Source organism: Maridesulfovibrio sp. (assembly GCF_965230075.1).
Classification (GTDB): domain Bacteria; phylum Desulfobacterota; class Desulfovibrionia; order Desulfovibrionales; family Desulfovibrionaceae; genus Maridesulfovibrio.
This window is the reverse complement of record NZ_OZ245945.1, coordinates 1,391,079-1,407,942: the sequence shown is the minus strand read 5'-3', so window position 1 is coordinate 1,407,942 and position 16,864 is coordinate 1,391,079. Positions and strand designations below refer to the sequence as shown.

The window sequence follows — 16,864 nt, the reverse complement described above, 5'->3', positions numbered from 1 at the left end:
CAAGGAGGATAAAAAATGCCTAAAATGAAAACCAGAAGAGGCGCAGCAAAGCGTTTTGCAAAGACTGGCAGCGGCAAATTCAAACGTCGCAAGCAGGGTCTGCGTCACATCCTGACCAAGAAGAACGCGAAGCGTAAGAGCAGACTTGGCAAGAGCGCAACTGTTGACAGTGCGAACATCGGCCAGGTTAAGCGTATGCTTCCCTACGCATAATTGCTTCATAAGAAATAGCTTACTTGAGTAATTAGCACTTTATTTGAACACTCCTGTCCACGGAACTACGTTCGTGGCTGGTTTTAGAGAAAATTCCCTAGGAGGAATAAATGAGAGTAAAACGTGGTGTCGCCGCTAAGAGGCGTCATAAAAAATATTTGAAAATGGCCAAGGGTTTCCGTGGTTCCGGATCAACCCTTTACCGCACCGCCAGAGAGCGTGTTGAACGTTCCCTCTGCATGGCTTACGTTGGTCGTAAGCTCCGCAAACGTGATATGCGTAAACTCTGGATTCAGCGTATCAACGCTGCTGCACGCCTGAACGGTATGTCCTACAGCCGCCTCATTCACGGCCTGTCTACCGCTGGCGTTGCCCTGAACCGTAAAGTTCTCGCCGACCTGGCAGTTAACGATGCTGCTGCATTCGCCAAAGTGGTTGAGATCGCAAAAGCTCAGGTAAGCTAAATGTCGGACGTAAAGTCCCTGTTACAGGAACTTGAAGGCCTGGTCCCGGAGTGCTCTGCACGCCTGGATCAGGCTTCTTTGTCTGAACTGGAAGACATCAAGATCGACATGCTCGGCCGCAAGGGCCGTGTTGCCAAAATCATGTCCGGTCTGCCCTCACTTCCTAACGAAGACAAGCCTGTCGCAGGTAAAAAAGCCAATGAAGTAAAGGCCGCTCTCACCGAGCTCATCGAGGGAAAACAGAGCGAGCTTGAAAAAGCCGCCACCGCTGAGAGCCTCTCCCGTTTCGACCCCACCATGCCCGGACGCAAACCTGCTGAAGGTTCACTCCACCCCGTTACCCTCGTCATGGACGAGATCTGTGACGTTTTCATCGGGCTGGGTTTTGAAGTCGTAACCGGACCCGAAGTTGAAAACGACTGGTACAACTTCGAAGCACTGAACATTCCGCCGGAACACCCCGCACGCGACATGCAGGACACCCTGTACATCTCAGACTCCATCCTGCTGCGCACCCACACCTCCCCCCTGCAGATCCGCACCATGAAGGACAGAACTCCTCCGCTGGCAGCTATCGCACCGGGTAAGGTTTACCGCAGGGACTCCGACCTGACCCACACCCCCATGTTCCACCAGATCGAAGGTTTTCTCGTCGATCAGAACGTGAGCATGGCGGACCTGCGCGGAACACTGACAGCATTCGTCCACCAGCTCTTCGGACCCAAGACTGACGTACGTTTCCGCCCCAGCTTCTTTCCCTTTACCGAGCCCAGCGCGGAAGTTGATATCTCCTGCGTAATGTGTGGTGGTAAAGGTACCATCGACGGCAAACCCTGCCGTGTGTGCAAGCAGACCGGCTGGGTGGAAATCCTCGGCTGCGGCATGATGGACCCCAACGTAATGAAAGCAGTTGATTACGACACCGAGAAATACTCCGGTTTCGCATTCGGACTCGGCATTGAACGTGTAGCCATGCTCAAATACGGCATCGGCGACCTGCGCATGTTCTTTGAAAACGACATCCGTTTCCTCGAACAGTTTTCCTAATATATACGCAGTAAATACTGCTGGAGGCTCAAATGCTTTTAAGCATGCAATGGCTGCGGGATTTCGTTCCTTATGAGGGCGAAGTTCAGGAGCTTGGCGACAGGCTGACCATGCTCGGCCTTGAGCTTGAAGAAATTTTCAATCCTTTTGAAGCGATCAAAGACATCGTTGTCGGTCACGTTGTGGAGTGCGGCAAGCACCCCGAAGCCGACAAACTGTCTGTCTGTAAAGTAGACGTCGGTGACGGCGAGCTTCTTGATATCGTTTGCGGCGCACCCAACGTGAAGCAGGGCATAAACGTGCCTGTTGCTAAAGTCGGCGTGACCATGCCCGGTGATTTCAAAATCAAGAAAGCTAAACTTCGCGGTGTTAAATCCCACGGCATGATCTGCTCCGAGCGCGAGCTGGAACTCTCCGAAGAGCACGACGGCATCATGATCCTGCCCGAGGGACTTACCCCCGGCGCGAAGTTCACCGAAGCAATGAACATGGAAGATACGGTTCTGGATCTGGGTATCACCCCCAACCGTGCCGACTGCCTGTCCATGCTCGGTATCGCCCGTGAAACCTCTCTGGCGTTCGACCTGCCCATCACCATGCCCAAGCTCAACCTTGTTGAGAACGGCGGTAATGCAGCAGACATGCTCAAGATTGAGATCGACGATCCCAACCTCTGCCCGCTCTATCAGGCCAGAATCCTGAAAGGCGCAAAGATCGCACCTTCCCCGGACTGGATGCGTTACCGTCTCCTTTCCGTGGGTGTACGTCCCATCAGCAACATTGTTGACGTGACCAACTACATCCTTTTCGAACTGGGCCAGCCCCTGCACTCCTTTGACGCAGACCTGCTCAAAGGCGACAAGATCCGCGTCGGCCTTGCTCCTGAAGGAACCAAATTCACCACCCTTGATGAACAGGAGCGCAAGCTTATCGACTCCGACCTGCTCATCTGGGATGCCGAGCGTCCGGTTGCGCTGGCCGGTGTTATGGGCGGCATGAACTCTGAGATTCACGACGGTTCCACCAACGTGGTCCTCGAATCCGCTGTTTTCCGTCCCGGCCTCATCCGCAAAACCGCCCGCCGTCTGGCCCTGCCCTCCGAAGCTTCCTACCGCTTCGAACGCGGCGTGGACCAGCAGATGAACACCTTTGCCATGGACCGTGCTGCTCAGCTCATGAGCGAACTGTCCGGTGCTAAAGTTGTTTCCGGCGTGGCTAAGAACGAACCCACTCCGTGGCAGGACCGTACCCACGATTACCGCCACAAGCGCTGCAACAGCTGGCTCGGTCTGGACCTCGAACCTGAATTCAGTAAAAAAGCTTTCTCCCTCATGGGACTGGAAGTTAATGATAGCGATGCAGACTGCTGGAAGGTATCCACTCCCTCCTACAGACTGGACCTCGAACGAGAGGCCGACCTGTACGAAGAAGTAGCCCGCTACTTCGGCATGGATAAAATTCCTTCCGTACTGCCCCGCATCTCCAAGACCTTCGACGCTTCCGTTATTGCGGAAACCCCTTACGGCTTTTACCGCCGTATCAAGAACTGGGGTCGCGGCGTAGGTCTGCACGAAGCAATCAACTACAGCTTCGTAGGTGATGATGATCTCGACCTCTTGGGCCTGCCCAAAGAAGGCCGCGTGAATATCGCCAACCCCTTGAGCGAAGACCAGAACGTAATGCGTACCGAGCTGGCTCCCGGCCTGCTCAATACCGTGCGTCACAACCTCGCACAGGGCAACACCCACATCCGTGTCTTCGAGATCGCCAAGAAGTTCATCAAGGATGAAACTTCCGATACCGAAACCCGCGAGCAGTCCCGTCTGGGCATCATGCTCAACGGCCCCCGTTCCGGCGCTGAATGGCCCAACGAGCACGGCGACGCAGACTACATGGACGTGAAAGGTCTGGTCGAGCACCTGCTGGCTGACCTCAAACTTGGCGCAGCAACCTTCTCCCTCGCAGAAGACCACAGCTACCTTGAGCCCTGTGTGAACATCACCCTCGGCGAACAGGAAATCGGCTTCATGGGTATGGTAAAGGCAGACATTGCCGACAAGTACCACGCCAAGAAAGAAGTATGGATGGCTGACCTCAACGCTGATCTGCTCCGTGACATCGTCATGGCTCACAAGATCAAGTTTGAGACCCTTCCGGTATTCCCTCCGTCCAGACGTGACGTGACCGTAATCGGTCCCGTTTCCCTGCACGCGGAAACCATCAAGGACGCGATACTCGGCCTTAAGCTGCCGCTGATCGAGTCCGTAGAGTTGGTTAACGTATTCGTACCTGAAGGTCAGGAAGACGAACGTAACCTCTCCTTCCGCATCACCTACCGCCACGGCCAGAAAACCCTGACCGACAAGGCAGTAGACAAAGAACACAAGAAGGTGCTCGCAGGACTTGAAAAGTCCCTGCCCGTACGTTTCTAGTTCTGGAAATGAAGTGATTTAAAGGCCCTGTTGAACATGTTCAGCAGGGCCTTTTTTATTCCCTCTCCAGCCGCAGGCTTAAACAAAACATCTCTAATTCCCCTAAACATACACGGCTGGACTTTCTGCCACTCAGGTTGTAGTAGATAAATGTTAAGCGAGTAAGCTGAATTAATGAGAAAATAAGCAAAAAAACAGGGACAGACATGGCTAGAAAGACCAAAGAAGAAGCAGAAAAAACGCGGCAGGCGTTGCTTGCCTCAGCCTTCAAGGTATTCAACGAAAAAGGATATGCCAAGACCACGCTGCAGGATATTGCTGAAGACGCCGGAGTAACTCGCGGGGCTGTCTATTGGCACTTTAAGAATAAGACCGACCTTTTTGAGAAACTCTTTGATTATGCATTCATGCCTGTTCGGGATCTCCTCTTCAGCAAATTTGAAGAAGACCTTTCACCCAAAGAAATGATTGACGGGCTGATGAAAGTCTGGCTTGAGCATGCAGGAGAGAATGACAATTTCCGGGCTGCTTTCGGCATCATGTTCAATAAAACCGAATGGTCTGAAGAACTCATGCCCTTTAAACTCAAGTTCAGGGAATATGAATATAAATTCATCAAAAGAACTGAACAGATTATTGAGCAGGGCCAGCAGGACGGTGTCTTCAGAGAAGAGTTAAAGCCCTCTGTTGCTGCAGCTCAGTACTTTTCATTATTCTTGGGTCTGGCCCAATACTCTCAGTTCTTCCCGGAAGAAGTAAACATCCATGAAGAATCCGAATCTTTAATCGAAATGTTCATGCATTCATGCTTAAAAGAAAATTAATCATATTCATTACCAGCCTGCTGCTCATGGCCAGTTCTGCCTTTGCAGCCGACAAGGAACTCTTCCCCACCAGCGAATTCAAGCTCGGTTACCAAGGGATGTACATGTATTACGATGAACCCAATGTGATGCATGAAAAAGGTTTCCTTAACGGCGGTTTCGGTTCTTGGACCGGATATTTCACAGACTATAACATCATGCTCAACGCCGAGCTTGAAGGGCTTGCCGGATCACTGCGCTACAGCGGTAAATACAGTGACGGCACCCCGCTCAAATGCGACACTGATGATTACTTCATCAGCGGACGCGCCACCATCGGTATGGGCATCGACTACGGCCACACAGGGGTAACCCCCTATCTCGGTATTGCTGCACGCTACTGGAATGACGACATCAAAGCCACTGGCGGATACGAACGCCAGATCAAGCAGCTTTACCTGCCTGTGGGCGTTAATATCGTCACCCGCTTAGACGAAGGCTGGTCCATTGGCGGAACCCTTGAAGGCGACCTGCTGTTGGGCGGTAAGGTTAAAAGCAAGCTCTCTGATGTCGGTCCTGCTTATGAAGACGTCAACAACACACAGGAGTTCGCATCCGGTGGCGGTGGGCGTGTCTCAGCTTTCCTCGAATATGATTTCGATGACTACGCGCTGGGAATGGAGCCTTACTTCCGTTACTGGCACATTGAAGACTCAAAAAAAGACACCGTAAGTACCGGGACATACATGGAACCCAAGAACAAATTCTACATGTCCGGTCTTCGTTTATATGTGAAGTTCTAGATTCCCACTTCAATAAAAATAGAAATCCCCTGCTGAGATGTTCAGCAGGGGATTTTTTTTACGTCTTACGTAAAGACCGAACCGGACTTAATGCCCTTTGCAAACATGTTTGCTGGGAGCCCAACCATCCATGTACCATGCCCGATCGCCTTGTATCTGCAAGCCATGCACACGCACATACTCAAGCTGCTCTTCAGAATAGGTATGACCTTCAATAGGCATAAGAGCATCAACCTCAGTGGGGCCGTAAGCCTTATCGGAATCTTCAGCCACAAACACGGGCTTACCCATGTCCCCTTCGGGATGTTTAGTAGTCAGCTTTCCAAGTCCAATCCCCTCTGCCATGCATGGCACATCTATGTCATGAACAATATCCATTTTGAGTCTCCTTAAATTTAGTGAGTGAAGCCAGATAGTACTAATCGATGAAATATGCTGTCATATTAAGCATAATATTCTCGTATGGACAATATGGGGGTTCTGCCTAGGAGTATGGCATTCAAATAGATTATCCTCCCTAATCATCGTCAGCAGCGAGCATCTTTTTGAGCAAAGTTGAGTATCCCAAAAACTTCTCCAGAGACCATCTCTTTTTTGCAAACCTTATAAGCTTACGTTCCTGACTGTCATTTAGATCTCGATGAATACTCAAATAATAATTTTTCGCACGTTTCATACCTGAATATGCTTTCAAAATTTTCTTAGCCTTGTTTCCCATACTGCGAACATGAGTAAGGTCTGAAGGCGGCTCTGAATTCACTCCTTTTAGATAGATCGGCAACTTCTCATCGAGCCACAAATTATCCCCTTGGATATTTAACCTCAACTCAAGCAAGACAAAATTCCCTAATCGTCTTTTCTCAAACCGGTCTACTATACGATTATTCTCACCCTCATTATTCCTATGCTTATCAGCCCAAATATGTTCAACAGATAAATAGTCAGCTGATTTGCCTTCTGCCCGTTTCAACAAAATTTTATCAATCTGAATACTCTTGTTAGGCTGTAATGATGCTTCATAACTCATCAAAAAAAAGCGCAAGCCACTCCACTTATAAAAATCATAAGGAGATCCTTGTTCAAGAACGAATGACCCCAAAAACCTCTCATCTATAGCATAATCAAGAGTAAAATAGACTAGACAGTACTCTAATGCATCCTCTTGACTCTGTATTCTTCTTTTTCCAACAACCCTTTTTTCTTTACAAAAATCATCAAGAAGCTCGTCATGATAAAAGCGTGATGCATAGTAATATAAATCTCCTTGCCCAGAATCATTACGGTTAGTTATATTTCTAGCCATATAGACACGGAAATTTAATATTTCCAGTAACCCCAATAAATGCAGCCTTTGATCAGCATGAAGACCAGACTTTACTACCAAAGATAAGAATAAAGGCATAATCGAAGCATGTCGATCCTGAGCCCGAATCTGATCTAATACACCACTCAATTCAGAATCTAGCCCATCATGCAGTCGACCATACAGACGGGCATACCAGATCGACGATTTTTTCATAAAACGCATAAAATCAATAATTTTATTTATAGCCTCTTTCTTTTTTACTTTATTCGAGAGAGCATGATCAATATCTATTATCTTCTTTAAAGATGCATACCCGTACTGACTATCAGTTTTGTTGAGCTTAAAGTGAACAGCAACACAGTAACGCAGAAATGCACCTTCATCAGCTGTAGTAGTTTTTTTAGCGAAGGTTAGGTATTTTAAAATATCTGTCCAATCTTCATTGATCATATTGCGCGTTGTCCGAGCCTGTAGTTTAACACAACAGTAAATAAGAAAATTTTTAACTTTTTCAAGTTCACTGAGAGCTTTTCCACGATTATTAATCACTTCAAACATGATACCAGTCTCGGCATCTTCCTTTGGGGCATAGACAAGAAAACCCAACTCTGATTCGATGACTGATAGGATATCTTGAGCTTGAACACCTGAACTCAATCGTTTCTTCAACCATTTTTTGACAACTGCACGTGCTGAAAATAACCGTTTGTGTACTTCTAAAACTGCTTGTTCCTCAACATCATCCCCATCACCAAGAATGACTCGATCAAAATATAGCCTCGAATCAGAGTTGACCAACAAAACAGCACGTTCATTTCCTAATTCACCACGCTTTAAATACCGCTCCCTTACAAATTGAGTCTCACTGGGAATATAATCCATAAGTACCCGCATAATAATTATCAATGAAGTCAAACGCTGTTGACCATCAACAATGTGGAACTCTCCCGTCTCAAGCCCAGCAGCCTGACTCAACACGATAGTCCCTGTATAATGTCGAATATTAACATTATCACCCACTAAATGATCAATATCTTGAAGTAACTCAAAAACCTGTTTTTCGTCCCACGAATATCCACGTTGGTAGTCAGGAATTATAAATAAATTACCATCAAAAAGATCAGGAAGAGATACCAGTTCCGTTCCAAAAGTAGCTTTATTCATTATATCTCCGGTAATTATGAACTTAGACTGAGAACATAGCTAACCATTTAACACAAATCAATAACCTATAATATTGCGCTGAAACAATATCACAAGCCTAGCTAGTTAGCCCTCTTCGCCTTCGCACTCCGCAACAAACTAAGAAGATAAAAAATCCGGTCCAAGCATCATGCTCGGACCGGATTTTCTTTACCTAATCAAAACCCGCCCTCCCATATTTTATGAATAAGTTTTTAACTTTCTTCAAACTTTGTAACACTCTTTCTTGACTAGTAACACATAATCACGTACATATTTCTCAAGAAAAACGGCCCCAGTCCGGGATGCCGCTACTGCTCAGCGTGCTTTCCGGCTTCTTGATTCCACTCAAGAAGATCTACCTCCATCCCCGGGGCGTTCAGTTTTTCAAATCCCACGGCGACTCGGACCTTACTACCTCTAAATTCGAGCGCGGGCCTGATAGCGCCTCTCCCTGCTATCAGGCCCGTGGGGATACAAAGGACATAAAAAAGGCCAGCGTTCATCTCTATCAAAGACGAACGCCGGCCTTAACTTTTTGGGACAGTATTACAAATTGAATGGACTGATGACCCGATCAAGCACTCCTTGTACTTTGGATATTGCCACGCCGTAGTTTGTTACCGGAACTCCGCTGCGCTGGCACTCCTTGATGCGCCGCAGCATCTCACTACGGTTGAGCATACAGGCCCCGCAATGGATTACCAGCTTGAAGCGCTCCAAATCTTCCGGGAAATCATGACCGGAATACATGACAAAGTTGATATCCTTACCTGTGTACTGGCGAATCCAGCGCGGAATCTTGACCTTTCCGATGTCATCGGCAACAGGGTGATGGGAACAGGCCTCACCCATCAGGACAGTATCTCCATCCTGTAAAGTATCAATGGCCTTAGCGCCTTCCACAAGGCTGGGTAAATCTCCCTTGTAACGGGCGAACAGGGTAGAAAAAGTGGTCAACGGAATCTCATCCGGCACATCCCCGGCAACGCTCATAACAACCTGAGAATCGGTTATGACCAGCGCGGGGTTACGCTTCATTGATGATAATGTTTCCTCAATCTCGCGCTCTTTTACGGTGACCCCCACAGCATCGCAATCAAGGATCTCACGCAGAACCTGCACCTGAGGCAGGATCAGCCTTCCCTTGGGAGCGGCAAGGTCAATGGGAACCACACAGACAACCCAGTCACCTTCACTAAAAAGGTCTCCGGCAAGTACCGGATCACGCTTCATCTCTTCCGGGGCCAGCGTGATGATCGCTTCCTTGAGTTCATCAATGGAACAGGCTTCCAAAACAGATGTCTTGTAGTATGGAATACCGCGCTGGCGGCAATAATTCATATCCGCCTCAAGCGGTTCACAAAGGTCATTCTTGTTGAAGGCAACCAGATAAGGAATCTCCAGCTCAGAAACCTTGTTGATCAAATCAACTTCATAATCGGTCAGCCCGTCTTCTCCCACAACAACCAGTGCGAGGTCTGTACGCATCATGACCTTGTTGGTGGCTTTTATGCGTAGCTCGCCCACTTCTCCACTGTCATCAAGTCCGGCAGTATCGTAGAACGTAACCGGACCTAAGGGGAGCAGCTCGTAATGCTTTGCCACCGGATCAGTGGTGGTTCCGGGCTGGTCGGAAACAATGGCCACATCCTGTCCGGCAATGGCATTGATTAATGAAGACTTACCGGCATTGCGCTTGCCGACAAGAGTTATCACCAGACGGACACCGCGTGGAGCCTTATTCGACATTATTCATTCTCCTTGAAGAACCTTTGGTAGCTGAGGGGACAAAACCCAGTGCACGGATTAATTCTTCAGCTCGGGAAACAGTATCGGCAACATCTACAGAAACAGAATTCTTACCGGGGTAGATATTGTAATCCTTGCGCTTGGCGGCAGGGGTAACCGAGGGCATTATGACATTACAGCCACGCTGCAAGCCCTTTTCCCTGCCTTCTGAATCAAATGAATCAAGGGCGGACGTTGCGGGAATATTGGAGAGAGGGTTTAACAAGCGGGCCAAGGCAGTAAACCTGAAAGAAAGGTCGATATCCCCTGTTCCGGCTGAAGAGAAAGGAGTGTCTGGATGCGGTATAAACGGGCCAGCCGCAATCATATCCAGCTCAAGACCGCTTAGAAAGAGTAAATCATCTGCAAGCTGCTCCACAGTATAGTCCGGCAATCCTACAATGATACCGGAGCCTACCTCGTAGCCTATCTCCTGCAGGGACCGCAGCAGGTCCATGCGTTGATAAAAATCCTCGCCACACCTGATCTTTTTGTAGATATCAGGGGCAGTTGTTTCCAGCTTGAGTAGGCAGCGATCTGCTCCGCAATTGAACCAGTGCTCATATTCTGCGGCGCTGCGGTCTCCCAGCGAAAGGGTCACCGCCACGTCATGGGATTCCTTGATCCCTGCAATGATGTCCTCAATCTGCGTGGGGGAATAGCTGAAGTCATCACCGGATTGCAGAACAATGGTACGCGCCCCCGCATCAGCTGCCAGACGGGCGGATTCAATGATGGATTCAACATCCATCCGGTATCGGCTTACCTTTGCATTCGGAGCACGCAAGCCGCAGTAATTGCATTTTTTATTGCAGATATTGGAAAACTCGACAATGGCCCGCAAATATACTTCACGCCCAAAAGAATCTTCCCGCAGACTGTCGGCTTTTGAATACAACTCAGTATCATTGCCGCCATTCAGGTAATAAATAATTTCATCACGCCCAAGCACAGCCATTTCCAACCCCTTCTATAGCTCCACTGCACTTCATGGCCCTTGAACAATCACTGACCAGCCTGAACGCTGCCACTTCTTCAGCACTGGCTCCCTGCGGCACAGTTCCAGACTCAGCCCAGCTAAAAAGCTTTTCAACATCTGCCTCTACGCATCCCCAGAATCCTTGCGGGGCATGAACACAGGAATGGGCATACTGCCCAAAGCAAATAGTGTCATCGACAATGACCAGCGGCAGACAGGGTAAGTTACTGGCAGGATAAACATTTACCTTTTCAGGATGACGCTCAGCCAATTCAGCTAAAAATGACTTTGAAAGCTCAAGTTCATCCGCCACAGACTGTCGGGAAATGCCGAACCGGAGCGCATTTAAGAATGAATTATCCCAGCCGTTTTCGCCACCGGACTGCACGGCAATGACATCAAGGCGCTTAAGGCTGGGCCGCGACAAGGCTTTTTCCAACCCTTGAATATGGACTTCTGATTTTGAAAAAGGTCCGTAAACCGCTGCATGGAGAATGATTCTTCTCTTCGCCTCGGCAAACATTGCAGGAATCCCCAGTTCCCCGACACCGCATACTAGCTTCATTATTTATTACCCCCCTTCACTTCATCCAAGGTGAACCCCTGTTTGCAAAGCCTTTGCGGAGACAAAAGTTCATCGACCTCATCCGCCCCGGCAATACCCTGAAAAATGATCTCATCGCGTAAGGAACGCCCGGATTCCCGGCAGGCATCAACAAGCTTTTCCACGAAGTCATAGCCCAGAACCGGAACCAGAACAGTTCCCAGAGCGTAGCTGGACTCCACATGCTTACGGCAGCGGTCCTCATCGGCAGATATCCCCTGCACGCAATTACGGGTAAAACTTCTAGTCGCATTCAGCAGCAGACTCAAGGAATTAAGCAGATTGTGCGCCAGAAGAGGCATGAACTGATTAAGCTCCAACTGGGCCATGGAAGCGGCAAGGGTGATGGTCTGGTCATTACCCATAACCTGCAAAGCCACCTGCGCAACAGATTCAGGTATGACCGGATTTACTTTCCCTGCCATGATGGATGAACCGCACTGGCGTGCAGGCAATTTGATTTCTCCAAGCCCGGTAGCAGGTCCGCTGCCCAGCAGACGGAGATCGTTTGAAATCTTCATCAGGTTTGCTGCATACGACTTGAGCATGCCGGAGACTTCCACAAAAGAATCGCAGTTCTGGGTAGAATCAATAAGGTTCTCCGCCCTTGAGACAGGCAGACCGCATATATTCTTCAATTCCCCTGCGACCTGAAGGATATAATCACGGGGTGCACCAAGCCCTGTTCCAACCGCAGTACCACCAAGATTGACCTTTTTAATCCTTTCCCGGCACTTGAAAATACGCCAGCGGTCACGTGCAACAGCATCGGCAAAGGCACCGAAAGTCATACCCAGAGTCATGGGCACAGCGTCCATCAACTGCGTCCGTCCCACTTTGACGACCCGCGAGAATTCAGCTTCTTTTAATTGTAATTCCTCTTGAAGCTTTGAGACCTCTTTTTCCAGATCAACAAGCAAAGCAAGAACCGCTACTTTTAGTGCCGTGGGATAAACATCATTGGTGGACTGATGCATATTTACATGATCAACGGGATGGACCAGCCCGTAGTCACCAAGATCACCACCGAATATTTCAACTGCCCTGTTGGCTATGACTTCATTGAAATTCATATTAGTGGAAGTCCCGGCACCGCCCTGATAGGGATCAACCACTATGCTGCTGTTAAATTTACCGAAGGAAACATCCCTGCATGCCGTCAGAACCGCCCTTCCGATCCTGTCATCGAGAAAGCCTAGCTTCATATTTACGGCTGCGCATGCCTCTTTTACCTGCCCGAATGCGCGGATGAACCGTTCATGGATTCGGGAATCGGAAAGCGGGAAATTAAGCATAGCCCGCCGGGTATGGATGCCGTAATACGCTTCCGCCGGGATCTCCATTTCACCCAGCGCGTCTTTCTCTATACGGAAAGCAGTTTTTCCGGATTCAGACATGTTTCCTCCGGATTCTAGTTAGATATAGAGATCACGCTCGCCTTTTTCCATACGGGCAAGACGGTCAGTCAGCAGCTTACGCCGCTCAGGATCAGCATAGGTTTCAATTTCATTCCTGATCAATTCTTCACCGACTTTCTTGGTCTCTTCAGAAGCATAATCCTCAAGATACTCCTTAAAAGTCAGCAGCCCGTTAGGCAGACAGAATTTCTGGATAAATCCGGTCTTGGCCAATTCCATGAAATGCTCACCGGTCCGGCCAAGACGGTAGCAGGCGGTACACCATGAAGGCACGTAACCATGCTCGCCGACAATGGAGCGGATGGTTTCATCAAGGGAACGGCTGTCACCGACGCAGAACTGCTGTACATCCGGGCGATCATATTCGGGATCACTGTAGGCACCTGGGTAGGTTCTTGATCCGGCGGACATCTGGGAAACACCGACCTCAATAAGTTCCTTGCGGAATTCGGCATTTTCGCGGGTAGTAAGAATCAAACCGGTATAAGGCACGGTCAGCCGGAGTACTGCGACAATCTTCTTAAAATCATGATCGGAAGACAGATAAGGAGGATTGAAGGCCAGCTCTGAATTCTGCGCAGGCTCAATACGGGGAAAAGAAATGGTATGCGGCCCTACTCCATGGTCAATTTCCAGCTGCTGAGCATGATAAAGCAGCCCCATGACCTCAAAGACCGGATCAAACAAGCCGAAGAGAGCACCCATGCCTACATCATCAATTCCGGCTTCCATGGCCCGGTGCATGGCATAAAGACGCCAGTTGTAATCTGTTTTACGTCCTGCGAGATGATATTTCTTGTAGGTTTCCTGATGGTAAGTTTCGTGGAAGCACTGGTAAGTACCGATGCCCACCTCATGCAGTTTCCTGAACCCATCAACATCCAACGGCGCACAGTTGATGTTCACCCTGCGGATTTCGCCGCTTTTGCGGGAAGTTACGGAATAGACATCTCTTACGCTCTGGGCAATCCAATCCGCATCGTACTTGGGATGCTCGCCGTAAACCAGCAGAAGACGCTTATGTCCCTGATCTTCAAGAACCTCGACTTCCTTGTGAATTTCCTCAGCACTAAGGGTCCGGCGCTGGAGGTCGTTGTTGGTGGCATTGAATCCACAGTACGCACACTGGTTTACACATTCATTTGAAATATACAGAGGAGCAAAAAGAACCAGTCTGTTGCCGTAGATGCCCTTTTTTACTTCAATGGCGGCTTCAAAAATTTCATTATCCAGCTCTTTGTCCTTATTTTTAAGCAAAACCGCTGCTTCAAAAGGAGAAAGACCTTTTTTCTCTTTGGCTTTGGCTATGACGTCACGGACAAGGGATGGTTCCGGGTCGGTAGCTTTTTCAATTTCCGACCAGATAAGCTCTTCATCGATAAATGACTCAAGACCGGTTTCAAGGGTTGCATTCTTATTCATGATTGTATCCTTTCCTACACGAGAAGTGATTTGACTTTTACGCCTTGAAGCATGCCCAGCTGCCCGGTTAATGCCCCGACCTCGTCCGTGGTTGCCTCGATAATTATACCGATGACATTCACGCCTTTTTCGCGGAAAGGAAGTCCCATGCGACCTACAATAATTTCTCCATGTTCACTCAAGGTCTGATTGACCTTAGGTGCAGATTTATATCTGTCTTTGATGGTTATTCCTATAATTCCCAAACGCTTATCCATTAAGAAGGCTCCGCAATGGTCGAAGTAAAGAAGCAGCTGACAGCTTCCGGAGCTTGCCGGAGAAACTCCTGCAGGAAGTCAGGACGGACCCTTTTCCTCGGTAATTTGCCGGTAAGAAAGACACTGGCTGTTTTCACAAAACAGCCTCCAAAACTTGCGCCAACCCTTGGGCCAGATAAATCCTCACCTCAGGCAAACGCATGCATATAATTTTCTAGAGATTCAGCTCAATGCCCTTTTCTTTCAAGGCATTAAGCTTCTTGCTGCGATCATAGTAATGAGTATGCAGAAGATGGTGGGATTCGTGTCCACAAGGACCATCATGCAGAAAACCGTTTTTGGGATCGTAAATTTTAACGATCATGGGGTTATCCTGAGATTTTCTGTACTTGTAGATATTTTTGTTCGCATCAGCCGCATAAACGGAGTTCTGACGGCGGGCAACAAAGTCCATGACTTCTGCTGCTGCTTCTTTAGCGATGTTAACGCCCAGAACCGCATAACCGGCCACCGCACCTGCGGCCTTGATGAAACTGCGTCTGCTTAATTTCATATCAGTTTCTCCTTATGCCTTGATTTTGCGGGCTCTGAACCGCTTGTTGATCTGAGCCACGGTAGACCTGAACAGGGAAGCCCGGATTTCAGGATCAAGAGGCTGTCCGCCACCGTTAACGCAACCGCCGGGGCAGGTCATAACCTCAATAAAATGATAAGGAGATTTACCCGCGCGCACTTCATCACAAAGCTTGGCAGCGTTATCCAAACCACTGGCAACAGCAACTTTCACAGTTCCAAAATTGGGGACCTCAACATCAGCGGTATTAATACCCTCGTGGGTACGGACAACTTTGATATCGGGGTTAGCAAGCTTGGTACCGGAAAGGACTTCGTAAGCAAGCCTGAGAGCCGCTTCCATAACACCGCCGCTGTTACCAAAGATGGTAGCAGCACCTGTGGATTCACCGAGAACCGGATCAGGGTCTTCATCAGGCAGGCTGTTGAAATCAATACCGGCAGCCTTAATCATGTATGCAAGCTCACGGGTATTGATGGTAGCGTCGATGTCACGGTCATATCCGGCGTCATCAAGCTCACTGCGCACACCTTCGTACTTCTTGGCGATACAGGGCATAATGGAAACAGTGTAAATCTTTTTACCGTCTGTTTTTGTTTCCTTTGCACCGTATGTCTTAGCCAAGGGACCAAGCATACCGATAGGTGATTTACAGGTAGACAGGTTGGGGATCAGGTCGGGATAAAATGTCTCCGCAAACTTTACCCAGCCCGGACAACAGGAAGTGAACTGCGGCAGGGGCATTGCGTCCTTGCTGCCCTGACTTTTCACCCTGTTGAGAAGCTCTGTCCCCTCTTCCATGATGGTAACGTCAGCAGTGAATTCGTTATCCCAGATGTAATCGAATCCAAGTTTGCGCAATGCAGCATGCATCTTTCCGCCGACATATGTCCCGGTGGGAGCACCGAAACATTCACCAAGACCGTAACGAACAGCCGGAGCAGGCATGGATACAACAATAGTGTCCGGGTCCTTAAGTTTCGCTGCAAGCTCATCCACGAAGGAAACACCCTCATAAATGGCACCATACGGACAGTTGGTAAGGCACTGACCGCAGTTCATGCAGGCAACAGGATCAACAATACGATGAATGCCATCATCATTGATCGACTGGATAGCACCACTCGCACAATACTCTTCACACGCCCCACAGCCTTCACATTTGGATTCGTCCACCCGCACGAACCTTACAGTGTCAGCATCAACTCCCACAGGAGGAGCGTAAAGACTGTACTCAACACCCTCCATTCGTTTGGCATTTTCATTCACAGCAGGCTGGACCGCTGCCACCCCGGCAGGCGGGGTCTTAGGCGCACATCCTGACATGCATGGCCTCCTTTGTTAAAATTAGTTAACAAATAATCAAACACACCAAACACAAATATAAAAAAAGTAACACTAGAGATGCACTAATACACTTCTATTATACATGTCAATTAATGATCCAAAAGCATCACTACTCTGGACAGAATAACTGCAAACTATACAGAATTATTTGGGTAGACCTTCATAGCCTACTAATTACTTTATGAAAAATTTAAAATCGTGATGGGATGTGGGAGGATTTAT

General features: G+C 48.6%; 16 protein-coding genes. 6 read left to right on the top strand and 10 right to left on the bottom strand.

The annotated features are described in order from the left end of the window. The first annotated feature begins 15 nt into the window (after positions 1-15). The 6 genes from rpmI to ACO05Z_RS06435 all read left to right on the top strand — a co-directional run bounded on the left by rpmI (position 16) and on the right by ACO05Z_RS06435 (position 5,762). Positions 16-213 (top strand): 50S ribosomal protein L35, encoded by a 198-nt coding sequence (rpmI, locus tag ACO05Z_RS06460; protein WP_420246524.1) that lies wholly within the window; start codon positions 16-18, stop codon positions 211-213. A 110-nt stretch (positions 214-323) separates the two neighbouring features. After that, positions 324-677: a 50S ribosomal protein L20 gene (rplT, locus tag ACO05Z_RS06455; protein WP_421901334.1), complete on the top strand. Its 354-nt coding sequence runs from the start codon at positions 324-326 to the stop codon at positions 675-677. After that, a complete protein-coding gene (gene pheS, locus ACO05Z_RS06450) occupies positions 678-1,724 on the top strand; it encodes a phenylalanine--tRNA ligase subunit alpha (protein ID WP_320176151.1) in 1,047 nt (348 codons plus the stop codon). A 32-nt stretch (positions 1,725-1,756) separates the two neighbouring features. After that, positions 1,757-4,156 (top strand): phenylalanine--tRNA ligase subunit beta, encoded by a 2,400-nt coding sequence (pheT, locus tag ACO05Z_RS06445; protein ID WP_421901332.1) that lies wholly within the window; start codon positions 1,757-1,759, stop codon positions 4,154-4,156. 206 nt (positions 4,157-4,362) lie between these two features. Continuing rightward, positions 4,363-4,980: a TetR family transcriptional regulator gene (locus tag ACO05Z_RS06440; RefSeq protein WP_421901331.1), complete on the top strand. Its 618-nt coding sequence runs from the start codon at positions 4,363-4,365 to the stop codon at positions 4,978-4,980. Continuing rightward, entirely contained in the window at positions 4,962-5,762 is an 801-nt protein-coding gene (locus ACO05Z_RS06435) for a hypothetical protein (RefSeq protein WP_421901330.1), read from the top strand. Before ACO05Z_RS06440 ends, ACO05Z_RS06435 begins: the two co-directional genes overlap by 19 nt. Before the next feature lie 87 nt (positions 5,763-5,849). Here ACO05Z_RS06435 and ACO05Z_RS06430 read toward each other — a convergent pair whose 3' ends face one another. The 10 genes from ACO05Z_RS06430 to ACO05Z_RS06385 form a co-directional block, all read right to left on the bottom strand. Continuing rightward, the gene (locus ACO05Z_RS06430; RefSeq protein ID WP_421901329.1) at positions 5,850-6,140 is read right to left on the bottom strand and encodes a hypothetical protein; all 291 of its coding nucleotides are present in this window, start codon (positions 6,138-6,140) and stop codon (positions 5,850-5,852) included. Positions 6,141-6,279: 139 nt separating this feature from the next. Next, on the bottom strand, positions 6,280-8,232 hold the full coding sequence (locus ACO05Z_RS06425) for a DUF262 domain-containing protein (protein WP_421901328.1): 1,953 nt from the start codon (positions 8,230-8,232) through the stop codon (positions 6,280-6,282). Between the two features lie 567 nt (positions 8,233-8,799). Continuing rightward, on the bottom strand, positions 8,800-10,002 hold the full coding sequence (gene hydF / locus ACO05Z_RS06420; protein ID WP_421901327.1) for a [FeFe] hydrogenase H-cluster maturation GTPase HydF: 1,203 nt from the start codon (positions 10,000-10,002) through the stop codon (positions 8,800-8,802). Further along, on the bottom strand, positions 9,992-10,999 hold the full coding sequence (gene hydE, locus ACO05Z_RS06415) for a [FeFe] hydrogenase H-cluster radical SAM maturase HydE (RefSeq protein ID WP_421901326.1): 1,008 nt from the start codon (positions 10,997-10,999) through the stop codon (positions 9,992-9,994). Before hydE ends, hydF begins: the two co-directional genes overlap by 11 nt. Then, a complete protein-coding gene (locus ACO05Z_RS06410) occupies positions 10,980-11,585 on the bottom strand; it encodes a hypothetical protein (RefSeq protein WP_421901324.1) in 606 nt (201 codons plus the stop codon). The genes hydE and ACO05Z_RS06410 overlap by 20 nt, the downstream gene beginning before the upstream one ends. Further along, on the bottom strand, positions 11,585-13,021 hold the full coding sequence (locus ACO05Z_RS06405; RefSeq protein ID WP_421901323.1) for an aspartate ammonia-lyase: 1,437 nt from the start codon (positions 13,019-13,021) through the stop codon (positions 11,585-11,587). Before ACO05Z_RS06405 ends, ACO05Z_RS06410 begins: the two co-directional genes overlap by 1 nt. An 18-nt stretch (positions 13,022-13,039) precedes the next feature. Next, positions 13,040-14,464, bottom strand: a complete 1,425-nt coding sequence (gene hydG, locus ACO05Z_RS06400) for a [FeFe] hydrogenase H-cluster radical SAM maturase HydG (RefSeq protein ID WP_421901322.1) — start codon at positions 14,462-14,464, stop codon at positions 13,040-13,042. Positions 14,465-14,478: 14 nt separating this feature from the next. Beyond that, positions 14,479-14,721, bottom strand: coding sequence for a TM1266 family iron-only hydrogenase system putative regulator (locus tag ACO05Z_RS06395; protein ID WP_320008982.1), 243 nt, complete (start codon positions 14,719-14,721; stop codon positions 14,479-14,481). A 214-nt stretch (positions 14,722-14,935) separates the two neighbouring features. Next, positions 14,936-15,274 (bottom strand): iron hydrogenase small subunit, encoded by a 339-nt coding sequence (locus tag ACO05Z_RS06390; RefSeq protein WP_421901321.1) that lies wholly within the window; start codon positions 15,272-15,274, stop codon positions 14,936-14,938. A gap of 12 nt (positions 15,275-15,286) precedes the next feature. Next, positions 15,287-16,543: a [FeFe] hydrogenase, group A gene (locus ACO05Z_RS06385; protein ID WP_421904174.1), complete on the bottom strand. Its 1,257-nt coding sequence runs from the start codon at positions 16,541-16,543 to the stop codon at positions 15,287-15,289. Positions 16,544-16,864: the final 321 nt, after the last annotated feature.